Source organism: Corynebacterium intestinale, assembly GCF_023574125.1.
In the GTDB taxonomy this organism is placed as follows: domain Bacteria; phylum Actinomycetota; class Actinomycetes; order Mycobacteriales; family Mycobacteriaceae; genus Corynebacterium; species Corynebacterium hesseae.
Genome location: NZ_JAMKFF010000001.1, coordinates 50,359 through 72,547, shown reverse-complemented (window position 1 = coordinate 72,547; position 22,189 = coordinate 50,359). Strand labels below are relative to the sequence as shown.

Genomic DNA, 22,189 nt, shown 5'->3' with positions numbered 1-22,189 from the left:
TGCGAGTGTAGTCTTGCCCGCATGATTATCCGTGAAGCGACGGACGCCGACGTCCCCGCGATGACCGCCACGCTGAATTGGGCCATCCGGGAGACCCACTTCATCTTTCGCAGCGAACCCGCCACCGTGGAGGAACGCACCGATTACCTGCACCAATTAGGTCGCGACAATTGCCCCTGTTTCATTGCATTCGACGATGACGGCACGTATCTAGGCTGGGCACTCTACCGCCCCTACCGCGATCCGAAAGTGTGGCTGGGCTGCTACGAGACGACGATCTACGTTGATCCCACCGCCCACGGCCGCGGGGTAGGCACGCGCTTGCTTGATGCAGTCGTTCAGCATGCCCGCGCAGCCGAACAGGTCCATACGCTGCTGGCACTCATCGTGGCGGACAACGCCGCATCCATCAAGTTGCATGAAAAGTTCGGCTTTGCCACTGTAGGAACGTTAAAAGAAGTCAGCCGCAAAGCTGGGCGCTGGATAGACCTCACCCACTTGCAACTCATGGTTTAAGGAACATCATGCACGTCCGTCCCGCAGAGCTTGCCGACGCCTCCGCAATCGCCGCCATCTACAACTCCGCCTCCGCCGCGAAACCGGCCGCCAACCTCGTCACATGGCAGGAGTCCGTAGAGGACCGCGAGAAGTGGCTGGCGCAGATGGAAAAGGACAACTATCCGGTCTATGTCGCCGTGGACGACGACGAAATTGTTGGTTGGGCCGCCTACTTCCAATTCGTCACCCCAGCCATCTACTACGGCACGGCGGAGGACTCCATTTACATCGCGGAATCAGCGCGCGGCAAGGGCGTGGGCAGCGAGCTCATGGACACGCTCATGGATCACGCAAAGGAAAATGACTACGTGGAGACGATGATCACCTACATCGTGGACACCAACGAGTCCTCCATCGCCCTGCACAAGAAGTTCGGCTTCGTGGAGACCGGCCGCATGCCCAATATCCACACCAAGGACGGCGTGCGGCTAGGGCTGGTGCACCTGCAGCGCGACTTCAACCGCTCCTAAAGCGGCTTGATTGCCGCCCCACCCCAGTGACGGCACTGCCCTACGCCCCACCTCAGTGACGGCACTGCCCTACGCCCCACCTCAGTGACGGCACTGCCATTGTTGCCAAAGAACAAGCCAGATCTTGAGGCGAAGCGGGAAACTTTGGCAACAACGGCAGTTTCAACCCAAGAGACTCACACTGTGCTGCTCAGTCACTCCCCGCGCACAAGTTAAGCCGACGCTGCCTGAAGCGGCACAATATCGTCCAACTCAGCAAGAATTTTGTCTTCCGCGACATCCAAATCGTAGTGAGTCTGCAGTCCCAGCCAGAACTGTGGGGACATTCCAAAATATTTAGCCAAACGAAGAGCCGTATCGGCGGTAATAGCCCGCTTTCCGTGGACGATTTCGTTAATACGTCGAGGCGGGACCCCTATCGAAACAGCGAGTTTGTGTTGGGTAATCCCCATGTCCTTGAGAAAGTCCTCCATAAGGATTTCACCTGGGTGTACTGGGGGAGCTTGTTAGTGGTAGTCAACGATCTCAACCTCCTCTGCTCTACAGGCAGTATACCGTCGAGAACCAGCTAGGCAGCGAGCTCGTCGTCAATGTAGACCCGAGTGGTCGCACGCAGACCCGCGACCAGCATGCAGAAACAGAGCACCATGAGACCAATGAGCACAGCGGTCCAATCCCCGGTGGCCCCGCGCACCACTCCCACGGACAGCGGTACGAGGCCCGCCAAGACGTAGCCGCCCGGCTGAACGAAGCCGGAGAGCCGCGCCGTGGTGAGCGCGGTGCGCGTGCGGGCAGTGAGCAGAGCAAGCGCCAATGGGAAGCACATACCGCCGATCCCCATCAACGAGGCCCAGGCCAGCGGGGCGGCGTCGGCAGCCACGAGCACTCCACCCCACCCGGCACACGTGCACAAAGAAAGCACCACGGGAACGGGAGTAAGGCGGTTAAGACGCGAGATGAGCCACGGCATGACTACGCCACCGAGAATATTGAAGACTCCGATGACAGCGAGCGCCACGCTGGCGGTGTTCTCACTCACGCCTTTTTCTACCAGCATGCGCGGCAGCCACCCCATCTGTACATAGGCCATGGTGGATTGCACACCGAAGAAAAAGAGCATGGCCACCGCAGTGGGTGAGGTGAACATGGGGCGTTGTGCGTCCGCGCCATCAACCGTGCCGTGGGCGACGTCCTTACCGGTCTTAGGTAGGACCACTATCCACGCCACCAGCTGGGCGATGGCGGGCAGGCACCAAATCCACAACGCACCTTGCCACGATTTTTGTGTCACCGCGGACAATGGGCCGAGGGCGCTGGAAACGCCCAACATCGTGGTGTAGGTGGTCATCAGCGCCACCAACGTGCGGCCCGATCCATGTTGCTTGATCCATGCAGGAAGCAGCACATTTGCCAGCGCGATGCCGGCAACAACGCACAGGGTAAGCGCGACGAAAAGCGGAAAGCTACTGACCCATGGACGCAGGCCGAGCCCCACAACCAAGGCCACCGTGCCGCCGGCTAGGGTTCGGCTTAGGCCCACGCGGCGCGCAATGGGAACCGCCGCCAACCCCATGGCGGCAAAACACAGCCCCGGCAGCGCGGTCAACAAGCCTGCCTGCCCAGAGCTGATTCCAAAGAAGTCTTGGATCTGCCCCAGCACCGGTGCCACCGAAGCAATACCGGAGCGCAGGTTCAGCGCGGTCAGGCAAACAACTGTGAAGAGTAGGACAGGCGCAAGTGTGCGCCGAAACGCCAAACCCACCCCTTCTACTTCTGAACCGGGGCCCACTCAGGGCCGGTCTCACCGAGCTCTGGGTCAAGCTTAGCCACCAGCGGCTTCGGCTTCTGCAGCGCGGTCCCCGGGGTTATGTCGAATCGCTTCCACACGGCCTGCTGCGCGGAGTAGTCACCCGTGATGATCGGGTACAGGTGATTCTCCGGCGGAAGGTTTACGCCAACAAGCTCAACCGGCATGTCATCCGTCACTTCCTCGATGCGCGGCTGCGCGGCCCACACTCCCTCGCGGCCCAGGGTCTCGTGCACTTTTTGGGCGGTAAAGGGCAGGAACGGGGTCAGCATCACGTTGCAATCGGAAACCACCTGCAACGCGGTCCACAACACCGTGGCCAGGCGCTCGCGTTGGGTCTCATCCTTGGCTAGCTTCCACGGCTCCATCGCAGCGATGTAGGCATTGGCCTCACCCACGACGTGCATGATGGCGGTCATGGCCTGCTTGAACTTGGACTGCTCGAGGAAGCCCGCGGCGGTGGCAAAGGTTTCCTCTGCCAGCGACAGGATATCCTCATCTGCCTGCTCCAGCGCGGCCGGTGCCGGCACCTCACCGAAGTTCTTGTGAGCCATCGACACGGTGCGGTTAACCAGGTTGCCCCAGCCGTTGGCGAGCTCGTTGTTAATGCGGCGCACGAACTCATCCCAGGTGAAGTCGGTGTCGTTGTTTTCCGGACCGGCAACGGCAATGAAGTAGCGCAGCGCGTCAGGACCGAACTCCTCAAGGAAGTCCTTGACGTAGATAACGACGCCCTTGGAAGAGGAGAACTTGGACCCGGACATGGTCAGGTACTCCGAAGACACGATTTCCGTCGGCAGGTTGAGCTCACCATAGGTGTGCAGCTCACCGCCCTTGGAGCCTTTACCCGCATAGCCCAAGAGCTCAGCCGGCCAGATCTGGGAGTGGAAGGTGATGTTGTCCTTGCCCTGGAAGTAGTAGTGGCGCGCCTGCGGGTTCTGCCAGTAATCCTTCCACGCGTCCGGGTTGCCGGTGCGGTGTGCCCACTCGATGGAAGAAGACAGGTAACCAATGACCGCGTCGAACCACACATAGAGTTTCTTCGCACCATTGTCCTCCCAGCCCTCGACTGGAATGGGAATTCCCCAGTCGATGTCTCGGGTCATGGTGCGCGGGCGCATGTCCTCCAGCAGGTTGAGGGAGAACTTGAGAACATTGGGGCGCCAATCCTCACGAGTCTTCAACCACTCTTCGAGGACCTCCTTGACCGCAGGCAGATCCAGCAGGAAGTGCTCGGTGTCAATAAACTCCGGGGCCTCGCCGTTGATCTTGGATACTGGGTTAATCAGGTCCACCGGATCGAGCTGGTTACCGCAGTTATCGCACTGGTCACCGCGCGCGCCATCGGCGCCACACAGCGGGCAGGTGCCCTCAATATAACGGTCCGGCAAAGTGCGGCCAGTGGACGGCGAGATCGCGCCCTGGGTGGTCTCCTTAATCATGTAGCCGTTCTCGTAGAGACCCTTGAACAGCTCCTGCACCACCGCGTAGTGGTTGCGCGTCGTGGTGCGGGTAAAGAGGTCATAAGACAGGCCGAGCCCAGCCAGGTCGGTGACGATCTGGCGGTTGTAGCGATCCGCCAACTCACGCACCGTCACGCCTTCCTTGTCCGCCTGAACCAGCAGCGGGGTGCCGTGTTCATCGGTACCAGAAACCATGAGGACGTCGTTGCCACGCATTCGCTGGAAACGGGCGAACACGTCGGAAGGAACACCGAAGCCCGCCACGTGTCCGATGTGGCGGGGTCCGTTGGCATAGGGCCAAGCAACATTAACGACAACTGGATTCTTCATGGACACCACTCTACTTTGAGAGGTTTAGCACTTACGAACTGACTCTGAGGTCTTATTTACAAGCAGAAGCCATAGCACGACCGTCAATACAAGACATACCGCACCCCAAACTCCACACGCAGCAGCAGCGCTTACGCTCCCCGAAATTAAACCCAACAGCGGCCGAGTGAAGATCATTACCACTCCGCCTACTAACGAAACGAAGGACAGCATGGTAGCGCGGTTTTTAGTGGATGACAGCGCTGAAACCCAAATGTCACAGTAAGCAGTGCCGACCGAATAAAAAATACCAAGCGAAACAAGCAATACAAAAGGAGCCCAAACATCAACTTCGAATTTGAACCCAAGCCACACGCCTAAGCACATAAACGCAATTCCCGCTACCGACGTAACTAGCACAGTTCGTCTCGAAAAGGGGAGCTTCCCCACAAGCCATGCGCCCGCCAACTGAGCCACGCCAAAACCGGCAAAGAGGAAGGAGATTTCTTTAGGAGTCAATGATGCTTCCAAGCCAAGCGGTTGAAAGACCATTTGGATACTCCAGCCGCTGATCAACACTATGCTACCGGCCACAATCGCCCAGAGAATCTCTCCTGAAGGCAAATTCGCCGTTGAAATACGTTTCGGCCCAGTTTGACGCACATGCTGATCGATATCAGGCAAGCCCCACGCGACAGGAATTACAGCTGCAGCTACTACAGCTGTAATAACAAATGGAAGCGCTGGAGACAGTTCGAACAGCGCTCCTGCCGATACCAACGAAACAATCATCGCGATCGCTGCGCACACTCTGCGTATACGAATGAACTCGGCTGCGGTGGTAGGACCACCACCTTCTATTTGGCTGCCTATCTCCCAGCCATAGGCCGTAAGCAAGCCCGAAACAAGAGCCCACACAAGGCCCCACACGCTCCATGCAATAAACAAGCTAGGTAAGTCATTCACATAGGCGATAAGAAGGAATGTAATAAACGTACCAATAAGAGCTAGATAAAGGGACTTCTTCCGGCCAATGCGATCTGAAAACCATCCGACAGGAACCTCAAGGGCCGTCGCAATCAAGCGGAAAACCCCATCGGCTATAGAGGCCTCCTCGGTGGTAATTCCACGTTCTAAGAGGAAAAGCAACCAAACTGGAAACCAGAACTGGACTTCCAAAGCCAGTACAATTACTCCGTATCGCGTTCTCGTCCCCATCAAGACTCGCTTTTCTTACGAGCAACTACGAATGCGATAACCATGAGAACCGAAACTATGGTTGATATAAGAAGAATGACGTCGACGGGTTGAGTAGCAATCCACGTAGTCAGGTCACCCGCACCTAGATCATAGATAGTTTGATCAGGATCGGCAGAAGTACTCCGGCCCAAACTGACCACTGCCAACATTGTCCCCAAGATTGAAGTTACACCAATCACCATAAGGATTAAGTCCGTGAAAAAGCTCGCAGACCGAGCTCGTTCTCCATCAATATCGTCAAGTCTCGTCTGGCAAATACGCAGCTTGGTTTGTACAGGATTCTCCAATACTTCGTAATAATCCCAAACCTCAAGAATGCGCGTCGTCTCCAATCTCGACATTGGATTAACGTATTTACCCACTTCCGTTTTCTTGAGAAACAAGGCTTCAGCAAAATCCATCTCCTGCCGCAGTTGCGCTCGAAGCTTGCTAGTTGAAATATCGGAAGATTGGGACATGGCCCAAGACAGGATATTCATGAGATTCGAATCGCTTCTACCCGTAGCAGCATAGAAGAACTGTGCACGCACAAGCGCCTTCCACATCTCCTGCATCTCAACCCTGTTGTCAGCAGTTTCCCTCAGATAAATGTAATTCATCCAGTCCGCAGTGTGGCTAATCTTCCGCTGTTTCAGCGATTCAACAATCCCGCTCTTACCTTTAGTGTTTCCCAGCCATTCCAAGGCAAAGTCACTTTGAAGTTCTGCATATTCGGACTCTGATGGGTCAAAAATCAGTGCTCGCGACGCCCAGGCATCTTCCATGGGCGTATCGCCCTGGAACAACACAAATTCCTCGTAGCCATCATGTTGTTTAATCACGTCGCGCAATTCGTCATAAATGCGGGCGATGAGCTCTTGGTTAATTCGCGTAGCGACCTTCTGCACAAGTTGTTCAATTGACGAGGCCGTTTTCCCTTCAATCCCCACAGCCAGTTCGATTTCAGAAAGCAGGATACCGAAATCACAGAGGCTCCACTCAACAGAACTGATTTCTACTGTCGGTTCCTGACTTCGATAAAACGACTTTTCGACTTGAACCTTGTCCTTCACCACGGCGATATCATTCTGAATATCAATGCTCTGCGCTGATTCATATTGTAGCGATCCTGCTTGCGGAACCTTGCGCGCATAAATAGTCCCAGATTCACGGGCGACTGACTCCCAAAAGCGTCGGGCAGAATCTCCATCACGATATTCAACTCCGGGTTGGGTTAAGCAATCAACGCGCAGCGGCGAAACTAATCGGAAACTAGCCTTGTACGTCATTGACTTCCACACTTTCAAGATTCACAAAACCAGTTCGCCCAGCCAAAGGTCCGGTGAGCATCTTGATTTTTACTTCCTGCTCCTCTTTGAGGTCATCCGGCCAAACAAGCACTTGAGCTGATACTCCAGCTGGCAAACTGCCAAGAAATTTGTCTGATTCGTCACGTATGTCAATCAATCCATCACCGATAAGCCTCACTCTTTCTGGTACACCTTTCAGCATGGAGATTTGCTCTCTATATCGATCGGTCTTTTTATACTCAGCCAGGGATTTATTGAACCTATCGATTACAGCTCTCGATTGCTTGTTTTTCCGAATCAAGAAATGAACACTGTCTTCAGAAGAAAGAGCTGCCGCATTACCTTCAAGAATGTCGAACATCCCTGAATCACCTTCGAAGGCCGCACTCCTAAGAATAGCGTTGCCTACGAGATCGGATTCCGCGAGAAGATCCACTTCTTTATTCTGAAGAGCTTTAAAACCCTCAGCCGGCGAGGAGTAGTTACTAAATTCTGCACCTGAGTTATCAAGCTCTGCCCAATAGTCATAGCCGTCAATTTTTCCAATACGTACACCGTTAAAATCACCACGTTGCATCGCCTGGGTAACGTTGTAATCCTTCCGCTTGAATAGGACATACCGATAGTCAACAAGGGGATCAGAGTATTCGTAATTTTCCAGGCGCGAAGCAGATTTCACCATTGGGAAAACGCCGAATACAGTTCCTTCTTGTACTTTCTGGAGGCCACTATCCCATGTGTCAAAGGAAACCTGACCGTTGTAACCACTACTCGCCAAAACTGACAGAACAATGTCGCCAACAACGCCACCGTTTTCATCACTAGTCGTGACATACGGATCCCAATCTGATGTTTTGATCTGCACAGACTGAGCCGCGCGCGGAGGTTGAAGCCGCAGCATTAATAATGACGCCAACACCGATAGAATGCAGACGACTCCAAAAACCAAGCGAATCCAGCGAGTTTTCTTCTTATCTTTCAATGGTGGCACGGCAAAACGATAGCAAAGATCGCGTTTTTCCCTCAAGCAAATACTTTATCGTATGAATTAAATTTTTACCCCTGCTAACCACGAGCAGCAAGGTAAGCGTCATAGAGCTCACGGTTGGACCATGCCGTTCCCGCCGCCGCCTTCTTGCACGCATCTTTGGCACGCACACCCCGCTCTACTTCTGCCCGGACCTGCTCAACGAGGGTCTCCATCGACACGGGTGCAGCCTCACCGCCCTCGATTACTACGGTGATTTCGCCCCGCGCATTCTCTTCAGCCCACTCCGCGAGCTCGCCTAGGCAGCCTCGCTTAATCTCCTCGTAGGTCTTCGTCAGCTCTCGGCACACAGCGGCGCGACGGTCGGCGCCGAGAATCGCGGAGGCGTCGCCAAGCGTCTGTGCCAAGCGGTGCGGGGACTCGAAGAACGCAATCGCGCGCTGCTCCCCCACCAAGGACTCCAGCCACGCCTTGCGCGGCCCAGGCTTGCGCGGCGGGAAGGCATCGAAGAGAAAATGCCCCACCCCCAAACCAGACAGCGCAAGAGCCGTCGGCACCGCCGAGGGTCCTGGGAAGCAGGTCACGGGCACGTCTGCTTCCACTGCTGCAGTGACGATGGAGTGCCCAGGATCAGACACCAGGGGCATACCGGCGTCGGACACCACGAGCACTGTCCCGGTCCGGGCGGCGGCGACGAGAGCGCGCGAACGCTCCTCTTCGTTGTGGTCGAAATTGGACACCACCCTGCCGCGGATCTCCACCCCTAATGCCTGGGCCAGATTGCGAACGCGGCGGGTATCTTCCGCGGCAATGACATCTGCGTGACCCAAAGCTTGCATTAAGCGGGCTGAAGCGTCACCGGGGTTTCCCAGCGGCGTGGCGGCAAGGATGACCCCACGCGGCAAGGGTTCAAGCTGAAGACTCATACTCCCCAGCATGGCACACGCACGCTAGACTCATCCGAGTGAGTATCGCAACCCCTACCGATCGATCTGGCCGCATCAAGCGCCCGCGTCCTTCTCTTGCACGCGGCGCCCATACCCGGCCAGCGCCTCCTGCTCCCCGGCCCTATGTCTGGACAACGGCTGACACGATCAGCACCGCGATCATCGCGGCGCTGGCTTTCCTCACGCGCTTCATTGGCCTGACCTCCCCGGTCTCCGAAGGCACGCCCGTCTTCGATGAGAAGCACTACGTGCCGCAGGCCTGGGACATGGTTACCAGCTGGCATAACCTTTTCATCGGCGGTATCGAGTCCAATCCGGGCTATGGCCTTGTCGTCCACCCGCCGCTGGCCAAGCAGATTGTTGCGATTTCGGAGGCACTCTTCGGCTACACCCCATTGGGATGGCGCTGCATGGCCGCGCTCTTTGGCGTGGGCACGGTCCTGCTGACAATGGCGCTGGCTCGCCGATTGTCTGGTTCATGGCAGGTTGGATTCCTGGCTGGTCTGCTCGCAGTGTGCGATGGTGTGCTTCTCGTGGCCTCCAAGTTTGGCATGCTGGACATCTTCCAAGTCTTCTTCGTCGTTGCCGCCGCGTGGGCCTTGGCGCGCGACCACCAGCAGATGCGCGAGCGCCTCCACGCCGCTTTCCTTTCGGGCACCATGGGTGATTCCGACTTCGGTCCTCGTTTTGGTTTCCGGTGGTGGCGCTTTGCGGCCGGTGTCTTCCTGGGGCTAACACTTTCTGTGAAGTGGTCAGGCCTGTACTACATCATGTTCTTCGGCCTCATGAGCGTCTTCTCGGACCTCGCGCTGCGCCGTCTTTATGGAGTGCGCCGCTACATCGTGGGCACGCTGGTACGCGATACGCCCGCGGCCCTCGCCTCCATCGTCGCGGTTCCTGTAGCGCTCTACGCGTGGTCATGGCGCGCTTGGTTCGCCGATGAAACCGCCGTCTACCGCCACGCCAAGGTGGACGGCACTATCGAAGAAGGGTCCTGGCTACTCAACCTCCCCGAGCCGCTCGCCGGCTGGTTCTACTACCACTCCTCCGTGCTGGAATTCCACGCCTCCTTGACCACTTCAGGCGGCCACAGCCACCCCTGGGATTCCAAGCCGTGGGCCTGGCTGGTGGCCGCGCGCCCCATCCTCTACTACTCCTCCACTGACATTTCCTGTGGCGACGGCGGATCCTGCCGCAAGATGCTGTACCTGTTTGGCACCCCGGCCATTTGGTGGCTGGTCATTCCAGCGGTGCTGTGGGGACTGTGGTCCTTGCTCGTGCGCCGCAACCGCGCCTTCCTCATTCCGCTCGTGGGCGCCGCGGCGGGTTTCCTACCCTGGCTAGCGGTCTTCGACCGCCAGATGTACTTCTTTTATGCCACGGCGTTTATCCCGTTCATCATCGTGCTCATCGCGTTGGCCTTGGGCCAAATGATCGGGCGCGGCCGCAAACTGGAATGGCACTGGCTCGCAAGGCTCTTCGGTTCCGCGATGCCGCTGGGCACCTTCATCACGGTGTGCTACGCCGCACTCGTTGTAGCGATGTTTGCCTACTTCTCCCCGATCCTCTACGGCTACATGATCCCGGATTCTTGGTACAACTCCATCATGTGGCTGCCGTCGTGGACCTAACGCGGGCTAGCAGATAGCGTCCGATAAACGTCCCGCAGCAGGAACCCCCGGTCCGCCGCCCAAGCCCAGCCCAGGCAGGCGGTGGCGAGCCCGGTGCCGATGAGGATATAAAGCTGCCCCGCGGCGACGCTACCCAGGGCAAAATCGCGCATGGTAAAGCCGCACAGGAACGCGAACATTGTGCACGCCACCGGCAGCAATCCGGGCGCTGAGGCAGGGCGCCATGCAGCAAAACCCAAACCGCTGGCAAGGCCGAAGCGCAGTGCTGCGGCCTCGATCAACAGGCGCGCGCGCTCCGGGTCAGCGCCTTCTGCAAGGGTCCCTTCGCTCTCCAGGGTGGTCAAACCCGAAGCGCTGACGACGACCACAATCGCCCACACAAGAAATGCCACGGACAGCACACCGAGGGCTACTCGCGCCAACGACAGCGAAGCCTGCCGGGTGCTCGAAGCTCGCTGCCATTCTGGCTCCACGCCAGCGAGGATTACCTCGGATAGATCCTGCGGCGGTGCTCCATCCGGTTCCACAAGGCTCAACGACCGGGATAGAGCCGCTGCCTTGTCCCGGAAGGCCGCACAGTCTGGGCAGCTGGAAACGTGTGCCTCGATGACGTCAGGCGACAGCTGCGGGGCTTCCCCGTCTAACTGCGCGGAAATCGCTGCCTGCACTTGCTCATGCGTCAGCACGGCTCAGCACTCCATCCACGCTCGCCCGGCCGGAACCGAAGACCACGATCATGAGCAATGACACGATGAGAACCAGCGGGTACTCGATGCCGCCATCGGCCGCGAAGAGACCGTTACCGATGTGCACGAAATACAATGCGCACGCCATGAGCAGCGCTAAAGCCCCCGCAACAAAGGTCGTGAGAAGGCCTACCACCAGGGCCGCCCCGCCCAGCATTTCCGCGAAGGCAGCCAAGTATGCCGAGGTCTGCGGCTGTGGGACCCCCATGGCGGAGAACTGCCCGGTAATTTCGTCCATCCCGCTAAAGAACATCTTGTCCACGCCGTGCGCCACGAAGATTACTCCCAGCACCGCGCGGAAGATGAGGAGCGCGGCATCGCGTACGGCGGGTCTATTCATGGTTCATAGACTACCCTGGATAGCCACCTCCCTCCGAAAGGACTCCCCACCCAGCATGCTTACGTGGACCACTACGAACACGCCTCTAGGTTGCCTCACCCTCGTGGGATCTGCGCGAGGTTTATCTCATGTGTATTTCGACGGCGAATCTCCGGATCTTAGAAGCATGCAACGCCTCACGGATGTCACCGAACCTGGCTCTGCAGGCGCGGTGCTTGTCGACGCCTCTCAACAAATTGCCGAGTATTTTGCCGGCACGCGGAGGGATTTTGAGCTGCTTCTCGCCGTGCCTGAGTCCCCGCGCACCTTCCGGGATCGGGCGCAGCGTGTCCTGCGCGACATCCCATTCGGGGAACGTTGGACCTATTCGACTCTTGCCACCGCCGCCGGTAGCGCGCAGGCCGCACGTGCCGCGGGGAGCGCCTGTGCCACCAACCCGCTTCCTATTGTGGTGCCGTGTCACCGCGTCGTACCAGCTGGCGGCGGTGTTGGTTCCTATCGCGGCGGCGCAGCCGCGAAGCAGATGCTTCTGGACCACGAGGCCGCATGCTGCGGCACTAATCCGCAGAGAGCCCTTGGCAAGCACGGGTAGCCCTGGGGAACCGATGAATAACTTCTGCAGTCTAAAAAGGCATGACTAGTACAAAGATGGCAAACGATACGAGACTTGTTTTTGACTCCGCGGGGCTCGGCCGCCCTGCTTGGGCAATGACCTCCCCACTCCTCAAGGAGTACTACGACACCGAATGGGGTATGCCCATCCATGAGGAATCCGCACTGCTAGAGCGCCTCTGTTTGGAGGGCTTCCAGGCTGGGTTGAGCTGGGAGATCGTTCTGCGCAAACGCGAAGCTTTCCGCGCCGCTTTCGTGGGGTTTGATGCTGACCTTCTGGCAAGCTTCGGCGAGGAGGAAGTGGAGCGCCTGATGAATAATCCTGGAATCATCCGGAACCGCCTCAAGATCAATGCGGTACTTGCCAACGCGAAGGCCACGGTGGCCTTAAGAGAGCAGGGCGGACTCGATGAGTTCATCTGGAGCTTCTTGCCGGAAGAGACCATCGCACCGGAGCGCGAAGAAGACATCCCTAAATACACGCAAGAAGCCTTGGACATGTCCAAGGCTTTAAAGAAGGCCGGGTTCAAGTTCGTCGGCCCAGTAACGTGCTTCTCACTCATGGAGGCCATCGGCATGGTCGATGCCCACCTCGTGGGCTCGCACCGTCGCGGTACATCCGGTGTGTGGCCGGCCTAGCGCTCAGCCAACACAGCGCTTAGCCAACTCGACGCTCCGCCAAATCATCACGCCGTTGACGCGGGGTGGGATGAGGACCGTCAAACCCACCGTCGGAATCATCCTCCGAGTACACCGGAAGGTAGTCAAAGTCCGGGCTTTCATCATCGATTTCCAGGATGAGCGCGCCCGGGCGGCGCAGCTTCGGCGGAAGCGACTCGGCGGGGTTCTCCGCGTTACGCACTCCCAGGCGGGCGCGGCGTAGGTGGTAAATGCGGCGCCGCAACAGCTCCCGTTCACGGCGTACCTGGGCGCGCAGCGCAACCAGGTAAACCGTGGTCATAACACCAGCGATAGCCGCCAGCCACCACGTCCATCCGCCCACGACGATGCCGAGGCATACCGTAACTACCACTGCTACCGCCAACCCGATGAGCGTACGCTGACGGCGCTGGTAACGCGTGGCAGAAGCTTCCTTCTCCTTCACCGGATCCCATCCGCCGCGGCCAAGGCGGCGCTGTGCGAAGGCGAGCTCGTCCTCAGACAGCTCGGTATCGCTGCCGCCGGCCTCAGAGTCCTCGGCGTTCAGCTCCGCGGCATCAGCGTTCTCGCTCTCGGCCGCCGTGGATTCTTCCGCGTCGGGAGCACCATCAGCCCCATCTGATTCCTCGGCGTTGGGCGTCGTCGGCGCCTCCTCCACAGCGTCAATAGCACCCGGGTACATCAAATCGACCGGAGAAGTGTAGGCGTCATCGAAGTCATAAGCATCCTCCGCCACCTCAGCATTTGCTGGGGCTGTAAACACTTCAGCAGCATCTGCTTCAACGTCCTTGGTGTCCTGTCCTGCTTCCTGCTCGGCCTCGGCGACGTGGGCGGGCTCCGCTTCGAGCTCGAAGTCCTCTTCAACGGCGTCTTCCTCAACAACCTCGCCGTCAATCGTCTCCGCGACGTCCGAAGTAGCTTCGTCAGAGGTAGCGGTTTCAGCGCGGGAGGACTGCGAATCCTCGCTTACGCCTTCGGCCTCCACCAGCTCGTACTCCGCTTCGTCCGCTGCAGCCCCCGTTCCTGCCTGGGCGCGCGGGCGGATATCTTCCTTGCCCAGGCGCGGCTTGCGACGGCCCGGCACAGAGCCGGAATCACCTTCGAAGAGCACGCGGGTCTCTTCAAAGGCCTCACCCGTGTGGCTCATCGGACGCTGCGAACGCAAAAGCAACGGGGCGAGGATGAAGAGCCACAACACGATTACGAGAATGATCGGCACGGCAGTCATCATGCGGCTGTGTCCCACTTTCAGGGGTCGACGAAAAGGGAATATAACTAGGCCCCTACTCTAGCCGCCCACACCGGCTCCATGGGCATCAACGATGCCCATAAATTACAAGGTTGTTACTTAAGTGAAAACAGAGGTAGTTGAACTAATCCAAGCGCGATCTAGAGACCGAGGATCCGCCCCGCTGCGTGCAGGCGCTCCACCGCGCTCGAGGCAAAATCCTCACGATTGAGCGCCAAGAAGTGGTGGTCCCGCCATGCGCCGTCAATGTGTAAGTTGCGGCGCAGAAATCCCTCATCCCGAAAGCCATTGTTGTGTAGCACCTTGCCCGAAGCAGGGTTCTCCGGCAGGTAGGTGGCGGTGACTCTGTGCAGCCCCACTCGGTAAAAAGCGTGGTCCACGCCGAGGGCGCACGCAACGGTGGCCACGCCGGCGCCGTGTACCCCGGAATGGACCCAATAGCCGATCCAGCATTCACTGACCCCTCCGTGCTGAATATTTCCCAGGGTCAATTGGCCTCGAAATTGCCCATCGACGTCAATGACGAGCGGCACCACCGTTCCAACGCGGGCAGAATCGCGCAAAAACATCAGGTGATTCCACCACGCAGACTGCGAATGCGCCGCATCCCATGACGTCGGCAGCGTAGGTTCCACGGGCTTAAGAAAATCCCGATCCGCCATGCGCTGCTGCCGCCACGCCTCACCATCCCGACGCAACAGCGGGCGCAGGCGCACCGTCGCTCCGTGCGGGAAGACGCTGGAACCTCGCAGCCGCACAGCAGGGGTCGCCTCAGGCCACCCCGGATGCTCGGGGTGAGCCTCACCGCTGGCGGGGGTGGAAAACCTCCCTGCGGCAGTACCAAAAGGATCAAGCATGGCGTGCGTAGCTGCCGGCTAGCTTCGTTGGGTCAGGAAGAGGACGTCGACCACATCTCCCGGGCGGATCTCGGTGACCTCCTCCGGGATGCGAATCATCGCGTTCGCCTCTGACAACCCGGCGAGCAGGTGTGCCGGCGCGCCCGCCGCGCCACCTAGCCCTTCCACTAGGTAATCGGAGGTCTCGGCGTCACGCATCAGCCGGGCACGGATGTATCCGCGACGGCCCGGGCGGGACTCCATGTGGTTGAGCACGCGTGCGCGTACGACGCGACGCTGACCGCTGCGCTTGCCTAGGGACAACCGAATCAACGGGCGCACAAAAACCTCGAAGATGACGAGCGCAGACACGGGGTTCGAAGGCAACAGGAAGGTAGGGATGCGCTCCTCCCCCAACAGACCAAAACCTTGGACCGAACCGGGGTGCATTGCCACACGAGTGGTATCGACATCCCCCAGCTCATCGAGGACTTCGCGGATTTCATCCGCGCCCGCACCACCCACGGCACCGGAAATCACCAACACCTCGCTGCGCGCCAGGTAAGTCTCCAAGGCCTCCCGCACGCGGCGCGGCTCACCGGCAGCAATGCCCACGCGCTGCACGTCCGCGCCGGCCTCCTTCGCGGCCGCTGCGAGTGAGTAAGAGTTCACGTCGAAGACCTGACCCAGGCCGGGCTCACGGTCGACGTCGACAAGCTCCTTGCCGTAAGAGACGATGGTCACGCGCGGGCGTGGGTACGCCAGCACCTTCGAGCGCCCCACCGCCGCGAGCAGGCCAATCTGCGCCGGTCCCAAGACAGTTCCAGAGGACACTGCCACATCGCCGGGTTGGATGTCATCGCCCACGCGGCGCACGAAGTCTCCCGAACGCACTGGCCGGTGTGAGGTCACGCGCTTGCGTCCGCGGTCGGTCCACTCGAGGGGAAGGACGGCGTCGGCAAGCGTGGGCAAAGGCGCACCCGTATACACCCGCACCGCCTGCTTAGGCTGCAAACGCAAAGGTTGGCGTGAGCCTGCCGGAACCTCCCCCACCACCGGAAGCGAGCGCTCAATCTCAGTCTCCGAGGCAGGAGCATCCGCATCCTCAGCGTCGTGGCGAGTGCGCGCCTTGAGGGCTTTTTCTCCCCCGACGTCCACGGCACGCACGGCGTAGCCATCAATCGCCGCCTGCGGGAAGCCCGGCAGCGGCTGATTAGCCTGCACCTCCTCCGCGCACTTGAGACCCAGCGCATTCGCGATGGCGATGCGTACCGGCTCCGGAGTCATCGCTGCATCAAGAATGAACGCCATCTGGTCATCGACCGAACGCATGTACCGCCTACCTTTGCTCTGGGGTATGTGGGGCCTAAAGGGATGGAAGTTACTGGAGTAGAGCTTAGCGCGCTTGGTGCGTCAAGACTTAGCCCTTCAGCCCGTTTTCTTCTTCGTAATCCTCCACAATCTTCTTAATCGCCTTGTAGAGCGCGGGACCGTATTTCTCATCGCGCAGACCAAAGTCCACGTTGGCTGGGATATAACCGCCCGGGTTGCCAAGATCGTGGCGCTTGCCTTGGTGAACTACGACGTGAACTGGGTGTCCCTCCTTAATGAGGAGCTCGATGGCATCGGTCAACTGCAGCTCCCCACCCTTGCCCGGCTTGATACGGCGAAGCGCATCAAAGATCTTCCTGTCGAGCAGGTAGCGCCCCGTGGCCACAAGGTTGGACGGCGCATCAGCCGGATCCGGCTTCTCCACCATGCCCACAACCTTCTTCACTCCCGGCGCGTCGGTGTCTTCGACATCGAACACGCCGTAGTTAAAGGTCTCCTCGCGCGCGACCTCGAAGGCGCACAGCACGCTGCCGCCTAGGGCTGCGCGAACACGGGCCATCTCCCCCATGACGGTGGCGGGCAGAACAATGTCATCCGGCAGCATAACGGCGAAGAATTCCTCGTCATCCTCGAGCACGGATTCCGCCAAGCCCACCGCGTGACCGAGCCCAAGCGGCTTTTCCTGCTCCACCGAAATCGGGTGAATCAGCTGGGCGGCGCGCTTGACCTTAGCAACCTGCTCGTCTTTGCCGCGGGCGTCGAGTGTCTCAACCAGATCCGGAAACTCCTCGAAGTGTCGCATCACCTCTTGCTTGTTTGGTGCGGTGATCACCGCGAGGCGCTGCGCACCAACCGAAGCGGCTTCTTCCGCAATAAGCTCGATGCCCGGCGTATCAACGACGGGGAGCAGCTCCTTGGGCACGGTCTTGGTGGCAGGCAGGAAGCGAGTGCCCATGCCAGCAGCGGGGACAACGACCGTAGCGATCCCGGTGTGGGAATCCTCGTGTGCAATAGCCATAAGTTCCACTTTACAATGCACCCACCGCTCTCCTGCGCTGCGCTACGCCGTCACATTATGATTAACAACCATGACGACCTCCCCCAAGGACGCCTTAAGAGCCTCACTCCTTAGCGCCCGCCGCGAACGCACCTCTGAACAGCGTGCTGACGACAACGCCGCGTGGTGTGCTGGTGTGAGAGAGCTCCTGACTCCCGCGATGCGCATTGCCGCCTACCACCCACTGGGCACAGAGCCGGGCGGCCCCAGCTTCGTGGATACCGTGGCACAGCTCTGCAAAGAGGTTTACCTGCCTATTCCCGGTGCAGCCGGGGAGCTTTTGTGGACGCTATATACCGGCCCACAGGCCATGCGCCCGGGGGCGTTGGGGATTGCGGAGCCCGTCGGCCAGCGCCACAGCAGCGAAATCCTGGCCCAGCTCGATCTCATCCTCGCACCCGCGATGGCAGTCAGCGAATCAGGCATGCGCTTGGGCAAGGGAGCGGGGTACTACGACCGCGCGCTCACGCCCCTCCCAACCGGGCGCCCGCCCGTCGTCGCCCTGGTGCATTCCAGCGAGGTCCGCGATGTCCCCTTCGACGAGCACGACCGCCCAGTCGATGGCGTCCTCACCGAGCGCGGGATGCGCTGGCTTTAATCGCTTTCGGGCCCACCCGGGAACCACGTAGCGCCACGCGCAGTCTAAAAAGGTATGGATTTTCTACATGTTCTGCGCACCCCGGGTCATCGCCGCAGCGTGCTCCTGCGCCGCGTTATGGCAGCTGTCCTGCTCGTGACCGCCGCGGCCAGTGCGCTTGCTTCCACACGTGAGCAGCCCCGCGTCGTGGTCATGGCCCGGGACGTGGCGGCCGGAGAAACGCTAGCGCTTGGCGATGTCTCCGTGGCCCGCGTCCCCTCCTCCGCTCTACCCGCCACGGCGTTGGGAAATAACCCAGAGGATGCCGTGGGACGCGTGCTGGTAGCGGCCGCGAGCGCTGGCGAAATCTTGACCACAACTCGCCTACTCAGCTCAGATCTCGTCGCAGATTTCGGCATGGACAACGGCCATCTCATCCCGCTTACGCTGGCTGAGCCGGAGATTTCTCGCAATCTCCACCACGGAGATACGGTCAATATCGTCGGCACGGTAGAGGATGGGCCCGACGGTACCGCCCCCGCAGGCGGAACGACTATTGCCCGAGGCGCTCGCGTCGTGTCGGTGGAGACGGGCGGAGATGATGCACGCACGCAATCGCTGCTCGTTGCCCTTCCCGCCGAGGCGGCCGAGGACGTCGCTGCCGCTTCCCTTGCGCAACCGCTCACGGTCGTCATCGTGGGCGACCGTGCCCACAATTAAGATGACACTGTGAAGATCACCGCGTTTGGACATCAATAGCGCCGCGGGATGTTGCCACCACCAACGAACTCTGCCTAGTATGGGCGCATCCACTCAGGCGCTAATGTTTGTGTGTCTTTCCTGTCTCACAACGTCGTGGCAACGCATGCTGTGAGCGCTCAACAGTGGTCTTTTCTATTCCAGCAATTTCCCCCGATACTTCTTCCTAAGTAGGCACTCCTACGCTTCAAGAACCTCGCTCCTTTCGGCCCCTTCCGGCTCATCACGTGCTAGGTACCGCCTCATTGAACAGCGTTGGTTCTCCCACTGCGCGCTGCGTCGCAGCCGCGCACTACCGAAGAAGCAATTACTCCGCAGAAAAGGACATATTCCCATGCTTAAGGGCTTTAAAGATTTCATCTTGCGCGGCAACGTCATCGAGCTGGCCGTGGCCGTCATCATCGGTGCTGCATTCACCGCAATCGTCACCTCCATCACCGATCACCTCATCCAGCCGCTGATCAACTCCTTCGGTTCCCCGGACTTCGGTGGCTTGGGCTTTGCAATTACCGACAACCCCGAGACCTTCCTTGACTTTGGTGCGGTTATCACCGCGATCATCAACTTCCTGATCGTCGCCGCCGTCATCTACTTCGTCATTGTCGCTCCGCTCAACGCCGTCACCGAGCGCGCTAAGCTCCGCCAGGGTGTTGACCCAGAGGAGCCGGCTCCGACCGCCGAGCAGCTGCTCGCTGAGATCCGCGACCTGCTCGCTGCTGAGAACGGTGGCACCACCACGGAGAAGCCAGGTTCCAGCTTCTAATTCACAAGCAAAACCTGCAATCCCGCAGAGCCGGCACTGTGCCGAAGCTCTGCGGGATTTTCTTATGCGCTCTAGGCCCTCGACGCGCTACTGCGTAGTACCAAAGTGCGGCGGCATATTCTCACGGTAGAAAGCCTCACCGGTAACTTCGTCTTCGCTGTTGCCATCAAGGCTTACGATGCGCAGCTCATCGGCGCCGGCCCCAGCAGAGGTACCAGCCGTCTGCGATACTGGCCCGCCGGGCACGTCGAAGCTGCGATCATAATTCTGGGCGGTCGACGGGCGCTGAGCACGACGGCGGGCACGTGGTGCGGAATCAGCCATTAGACGCTGGACTTCTGCAGCTGATCGACGAGGTGATGCACCAAGGGAGTCAACGTGGCCATACCATCGCGCACCGCCGCGCGGGACGAAGCCACGTTGACGATTACCGTCGAGCCGGACACTCCTGAAATACCGCGGGAGGTGCAGGCATCCACCGCGCCGCATGCCTGGCCGGAAGAGCGCAGCGCCTGCGCCACGCCCGGAACCATTTGATCCAGCACCGCGCGGGTTGCCTCAGGAGTTTTATCGCGGGGGCCAACGCCCGTGCCACCGATAGTCAATACGAGGTCAACTCCCCCGACCACACCGGTTTCAATCGCCTGTCGGATTTTGGATTTCTTGGAGCGAACAATCACTGCGCCGTCGAAGGTGAAATCGGCTTCGGCCAGCAATTCACCCGCCAAACGCGATGTGTCCTCCGTTGACTCATCTGGGTGGTCGGTAACGATCACGACGAGCGCGCGACGCGGCGCCTGAACGCTTTGTTCTTGCTCGCTCGCAATGAGGAAGGCGTCATCGGGCTCGGTAACATCATCAAGTTCGTGTGAGGCATCGCGCCCCAACAGCTCAGCTGCGTCGGTGTTGTCTGCCACGGAGGTTCTCCTTAAAGGTGGGACGGAATCTTCCGGAAGTAGTTGCTTAAAAAGGTGTCAGGGTGCGGTATTCACGCGGTGCTTGCGCACCGCCCGAGTATTTGTAAACTTACTCGCTCGCCAGCGTTACCTCTACCTTTCTCACGTCTTCGTTGTCGCGGCCCTTAACTTCCAGTGTCACGGTTGCCCCAAATTCCTGCGAGCGGGTTGCCGCAATCAGGGCATCGGAGCTTTCAATGAGCCGGTCGTTGACGCGAGTGACCACATCACCGGACTTCAGTCCTGCTTTATCAGCCGGGCTGCCAGATTCCACATCAACGATTTCCGCGCCAAGGGTATCGCTCTGCGCACGGACCTTAACGCCCAACGTGGGATGCTTGACCTTGCCGTTATTGATGAGCTCATCGGCCATCCGCTTAGCAAAATTTGAGGGGATGGCGAAGCCCAGGCCGATGGAGCCGCCTTCGGCATTCGAACCGCCAGATAGCGAGGCAATCATCGAGTTCATGCCAATGATGTTGCCCTCCATATCCACCAAAGGGCCGCCGGAGTTACCGGGGTTGACGGCTGCGTCGGTCTGGATGGCGTCGATAAGCGAGGACTCCCCACCTTCCTGTGACGCACGCACCGGGCGGTTCTTGGCCGACACAATTCCGGACGTCACCGTGGCGTTGAGCCCCAGCGGGGAGCCAACGGCAACTACCTCCTGCCCCACTGCGGCCGCGTCCGAATCACCAAACTGGAGGAAAGGAAGATCGCTGACGTCGTCGATTTTGATGACCCCGACGTCTGTCGTCGCATCGGACGCGACAAACGTAGCGCTATGGCGCGAACCATCATTCATCGTCACTTCGAGCCTCCCTCCCTGATCCGCGCCAGCAACGACGTGGTGGTTGGTCAGCACATAACCATCTGGGGAGATAATTGAACCGGAGCCCTCGGCACCGCCAGAGCGGGTCATGGAGTAGATCGACACCACCGACGGCAGAACCTTCGATGCTACGTCCTCCACAGAGCCGGCGGCCGGCTCGTTACCGGTGCTATTGGCCACCGGCTGGCGCTCGAGAACCTCGTTGACCGTCGAGGTCGAGGATTTATCGTCACCGGCTTTGCCAACCACGGCACCGGTGACGCCGCCAGCTGCAACGAGCATCATCGCCAACGCGATGCCCATTCCTACCTTGCGTTTGTTCTTCGGTTCGCTTCCCGGCTCCACGACGTGCGCGCCTACGCCTTGCTGGCCAGGGAAGCGTTCGTTCTGATTCCCCTCGGGCGCAGCACCGTAGCGCTGTCCTGCATATGGTTGTGCTGTGCTCTGTCGCACCTGGCTTTGCTGACCGAAGCCATAGCTTGAGCCACCATACGGTGCTTGTCCTGCGCGTGGAGCCTGAGGGGGCTGAGTACCAAACGACGATGGGCTTCCCGGCCCGCCCTGTGCACCATAGGGCGCTTGCTGCCTTCCCTGTGCCCACGAGTCCGAGCGCGGCTGATTCCAGCCGTTTGATGAGCTTCCCGCAGAAGGCGCCCCGCCCTGCTGCTGTGCTTGTCCCCGCCCATCAGAGTTCTGCGGGGTATCCATGGGATTATCCATGTTCGAATTCCTCATATTCATGTCAGGT

24 protein-coding genes are annotated in these 22,189 nt (G+C 59.4%); 8 read left to right on the top strand and 16 right to left on the bottom strand.

What is annotated here, in order from left to right:
• Positions 1–21 precede the first annotated feature (21 nt).
• Complete coding sequence (locus tag M5J06_RS00360) at positions 22–516, top strand: GNAT family N-acetyltransferase (RefSeq protein ID WP_250223674.1); 495 nt, start codon at positions 22–24, stop codon at positions 514–516.
• An 8-nt stretch (positions 517–524) separates the two neighbouring features.
• On the top strand, positions 525–1,028 hold the full coding sequence (locus tag M5J06_RS00355) for a GNAT family N-acetyltransferase (protein ID WP_070563396.1): 504 nt from the start codon (positions 525–527) through the stop codon (positions 1,026–1,028).
• A 212-nt stretch (positions 1,029–1,240) separates the two neighbouring features.
• Here the strand turns inward: M5J06_RS00355 and M5J06_RS00350 are convergent, their stop codons facing one another.
• The 7 genes from M5J06_RS00350 to rsmI all read right to left on the bottom strand — a co-directional run bounded on the left by M5J06_RS00350 (position 1,241) and on the right by rsmI (position 9,070).
• Complete coding sequence (locus M5J06_RS00350; RefSeq protein WP_070520778.1) at positions 1,241–1,501, bottom strand: HigA family addiction module antitoxin; 261 nt, start codon at positions 1,499–1,501, stop codon at positions 1,241–1,243.
• A 95-nt stretch (positions 1,502–1,596) separates the two neighbouring features.
• The gene (locus tag M5J06_RS00345) at positions 1,597–2,790 is read right to left on the bottom strand and encodes an MFS transporter (RefSeq protein ID WP_101736224.1); all 1,194 of its coding nucleotides are present in this window, start codon (positions 2,788–2,790) and stop codon (positions 1,597–1,599) included.
• Between the two features lie 5 nt (positions 2,791–2,795).
• Positions 2,796–4,628: a methionine--tRNA ligase gene (gene metG / locus M5J06_RS00340; protein ID WP_250223673.1), complete on the bottom strand. Its 1,833-nt coding sequence runs from the start codon at positions 4,626–4,628 to the stop codon at positions 2,796–2,798.
• Between the two features lie 24 nt (positions 4,629–4,652).
• Positions 4,653–5,786 (bottom strand): MFS transporter, encoded by a 1,134-nt coding sequence (locus M5J06_RS00335; protein ID WP_250223672.1) that lies wholly within the window; start codon positions 5,784–5,786, stop codon positions 4,653–4,655.
• Between the two features lie 38 nt (positions 5,787–5,824).
• Entirely contained in the window at positions 5,825–7,135 is a 1,311-nt protein-coding gene (locus M5J06_RS00330) for a hypothetical protein (RefSeq protein WP_145990297.1), read from the bottom strand.
• Positions 7,119–8,183, bottom strand: a complete 1,065-nt coding sequence (locus M5J06_RS00325) for a substrate-binding periplasmic protein (protein WP_250223671.1) — start codon at positions 8,181–8,183, stop codon at positions 7,119–7,121. Before M5J06_RS00325 ends, M5J06_RS00330 begins: the two co-directional genes overlap by 17 nt.
• Before the next feature lie 38 nt (positions 8,184–8,221).
• Positions 8,222–9,070 carry a 16S rRNA (cytidine(1402)-2'-O)-methyltransferase gene (gene rsmI / locus M5J06_RS00320; protein ID WP_070597491.1) on the bottom strand — a complete coding sequence of 283 codons (849 nt, stop codon included), beginning with the start codon at positions 9,068–9,070 and terminating at the stop codon, positions 8,222–8,224.
• Between the two features lie 38 nt (positions 9,071–9,108).
• Between rsmI and pmt the strand changes: the two genes are divergently transcribed.
• Positions 9,109–10,722 (top strand): protein O-mannosyltransferase, encoded by a 1,614-nt coding sequence (gene pmt, locus M5J06_RS00315; RefSeq protein WP_425248917.1) that lies wholly within the window; start codon positions 9,109–9,111, stop codon positions 10,720–10,722.
• Here pmt and M5J06_RS00310 read toward each other — a convergent pair.
• Together M5J06_RS00310 and M5J06_RS00305 are read right to left on the bottom strand one after the other, a co-directional pair.
• Positions 10,719–11,408, bottom strand: a complete 690-nt coding sequence (locus tag M5J06_RS00310; protein ID WP_070520764.1) for a zf-HC2 domain-containing protein — start codon at positions 11,406–11,408, stop codon at positions 10,719–10,721. The genes pmt and M5J06_RS00310 overlap by 4 nt on opposite strands.
• Positions 11,395–11,808 (bottom strand): DoxX family protein, encoded by a 414-nt coding sequence (locus tag M5J06_RS00305; protein WP_070520761.1) that lies wholly within the window; start codon positions 11,806–11,808, stop codon positions 11,395–11,397. Before M5J06_RS00305 ends, M5J06_RS00310 begins: the two co-directional genes overlap by 14 nt.
• Between M5J06_RS00305 and M5J06_RS00300 the strand changes: the two genes are divergently transcribed.
• Complete coding sequence (locus M5J06_RS00300; protein WP_367615182.1) at positions 11,771–12,400, top strand: methylated-DNA--[protein]-cysteine S-methyltransferase; 630 nt, start codon at positions 11,771–11,773, stop codon at positions 12,398–12,400. The two genes, M5J06_RS00305 and M5J06_RS00300, sit on opposite strands and share 38 nt — an antisense overlap.
• 41 nt (positions 12,401–12,441) lie before the next feature.
• Positions 12,442–13,059, top strand: coding sequence for a DNA-3-methyladenine glycosylase I (locus M5J06_RS00295; protein ID WP_250223669.1), 618 nt, complete (start codon positions 12,442–12,444; stop codon positions 13,057–13,059).
• Positions 13,060–13,078: 19 nt separating this feature from the next.
• On the opposite strand, the gene sepX is transcribed toward M5J06_RS00295, so the two are convergent.
• The 4 genes from sepX to M5J06_RS00275 form a co-directional block, all read right to left on the bottom strand.
• A complete protein-coding gene (sepX, locus tag M5J06_RS00290; RefSeq protein WP_367615188.1) occupies positions 13,079–14,308 on the bottom strand; it encodes a divisome protein SepX/GlpR in 1,230 nt (409 codons plus the stop codon).
• Positions 14,309–14,469: 161 nt separating this feature from the next.
• Positions 14,470–15,186: a GNAT family N-acetyltransferase gene (locus M5J06_RS00285; RefSeq protein ID WP_070520749.1), complete on the bottom strand. Its 717-nt coding sequence runs from the start codon at positions 15,184–15,186 to the stop codon at positions 14,470–14,472.
• Positions 15,187–15,204: 18 nt separating this feature from the next.
• The gene (gene glp, locus M5J06_RS00280) at positions 15,205–16,497 is read right to left on the bottom strand and encodes a molybdotransferase-like divisome protein Glp (protein ID WP_250223667.1); all 1,293 of its coding nucleotides are present in this window, start codon (positions 16,495–16,497) and stop codon (positions 15,205–15,207) included.
• Positions 16,498–16,585: 88 nt separating this feature from the next.
• Entirely contained in the window at positions 16,586–17,515 is a 930-nt protein-coding gene (locus tag M5J06_RS00275) for a UTP--glucose-1-phosphate uridylyltransferase (RefSeq protein WP_070520743.1), read from the bottom strand.
• A gap of 70 nt (positions 17,516–17,585) precedes the next feature.
• Between M5J06_RS00275 and M5J06_RS00270 the strand changes: the two genes are divergently transcribed.
• From M5J06_RS00270 to mscL, 3 genes are all read left to right on the top strand, one after another.
• A complete protein-coding gene (locus M5J06_RS00270; RefSeq protein WP_250223666.1) occupies positions 17,586–18,152 on the top strand; it encodes a 5-formyltetrahydrofolate cyclo-ligase in 567 nt (188 codons plus the stop codon).
• A 54-nt stretch (positions 18,153–18,206) separates the two neighbouring features.
• Complete coding sequence (locus M5J06_RS00265; protein WP_250223665.1) at positions 18,207–18,851, top strand: SAF domain-containing protein; 645 nt, start codon at positions 18,207–18,209, stop codon at positions 18,849–18,851.
• Positions 18,852–19,224: 373 nt separating this feature from the next.
• Positions 19,225–19,653: a large-conductance mechanosensitive channel protein MscL gene (gene mscL, locus M5J06_RS00260; protein ID WP_101736213.1), complete on the top strand. Its 429-nt coding sequence runs from the start codon at positions 19,225–19,227 to the stop codon at positions 19,651–19,653.
• Positions 19,654–19,740: 87 nt separating this feature from the next.
• Here mscL and M5J06_RS00255 read toward each other — a convergent pair whose 3' ends face one another.
• The 3 genes from M5J06_RS00255 to M5J06_RS00245 all read right to left on the bottom strand — a co-directional run bounded on the left by M5J06_RS00255 (position 19,741) and on the right by M5J06_RS00245 (position 22,182).
• Entirely contained in the window at positions 19,741–19,977 is a 237-nt protein-coding gene (locus M5J06_RS00255) for a hypothetical protein (RefSeq protein WP_101736212.1), read from the bottom strand.
• Entirely contained in the window at positions 19,977–20,570 is a 594-nt protein-coding gene (locus tag M5J06_RS00250; RefSeq protein ID WP_070520727.1) for a MogA/MoaB family molybdenum cofactor biosynthesis protein, read from the bottom strand. The genes M5J06_RS00255 and M5J06_RS00250 overlap by 1 nt, the downstream gene beginning before the upstream one ends.
• A 109-nt stretch (positions 20,571–20,679) precedes the next feature.
• A complete protein-coding gene (locus M5J06_RS00245; RefSeq protein WP_250223664.1) occupies positions 20,680–22,182 on the bottom strand; it encodes a trypsin-like peptidase domain-containing protein in 1,503 nt (500 codons plus the stop codon).
• Positions 22,183–22,189: the final 7 nt, after the last annotated feature.